Annotated in this window: 1 protein-coding gene; it reads left to right on the top strand. The window is 68.5% G+C overall.

The window, feature by feature from the left end; all coding sequences use genetic code 11:
• On the top strand, positions 1-733 hold a 733-nt coding region (locus ACX3OZ_RS20890), incomplete at both ends, for a Gfo/Idh/MocA family protein (RefSeq protein ID WP_459105514.1).

Raw genomic sequence — 733 nt, 5'->3', positions numbered from 1 at the left:
GCGACGAACAGGGACGGTTCATTTTTGGCGTGATCGGGGCCGGCATGGGCGCCAAGCCGCATGCGCTGGCGCTGCAATCGCTCAGCGCGGACATTGCCGTGCGCGGGGTCTATCGCCGCGATCCAGTACAACGCGCCGAATTCTGCCGGACCTATGGTTTCCCTGAGGCGACAAGCTACGAGGCGCTGCTCGCCGATCCGCAGCTCGATGCCGTGCTGGTGGTGACGCCGCCGAATGCCCGCGAGGCCATCGTCGCGGCGGCGGCCAAGGCGGGCAAGCATGTGCTGCTGGAAAAGCCGGTGGAGCGGACGCTGGCGGCGGCCGAACGCATTGTCAGACTGGCCGACGATGCCGGCATCACGCTGGGCGTGGTGTTCCAGCATCGCTTTCGCCGCGCCTCGCGCTATCTGGCCGAGGCGGTGGCCGAGAACCGCTATGGCCGGCTCGAAGCGGCGCATCTGGTGGTGCCGTGGTGGCGGCCGCAGGCGGGCTATTACGACCAGCCTGGTCGCGGCACGCTGGCCCAGGACGGCGGCGGGGTGCTGATCACCCAGGCGATCCATTCGCTCGATCTGATGCTGAGCCTCTGCGGTGAGGTCAGCGCCGTCACCGCCATGGCCCGGACCACACGGCTGCACCGAATGGAAACCGAGGATTTCGTCTCGGCGGGGCTGGAATTTGCCAATGGCGCGGTCGGCGCGGTGATGGCCACCACCGCCAGTTTCCCCGGCGG

Source organism: Devosia sp. A369, assembly GCF_054489345.1.
Note: the sequence above shows the minus strand (reverse complement) of the source record. Positions and strands in the feature narration are given on the sequence as shown.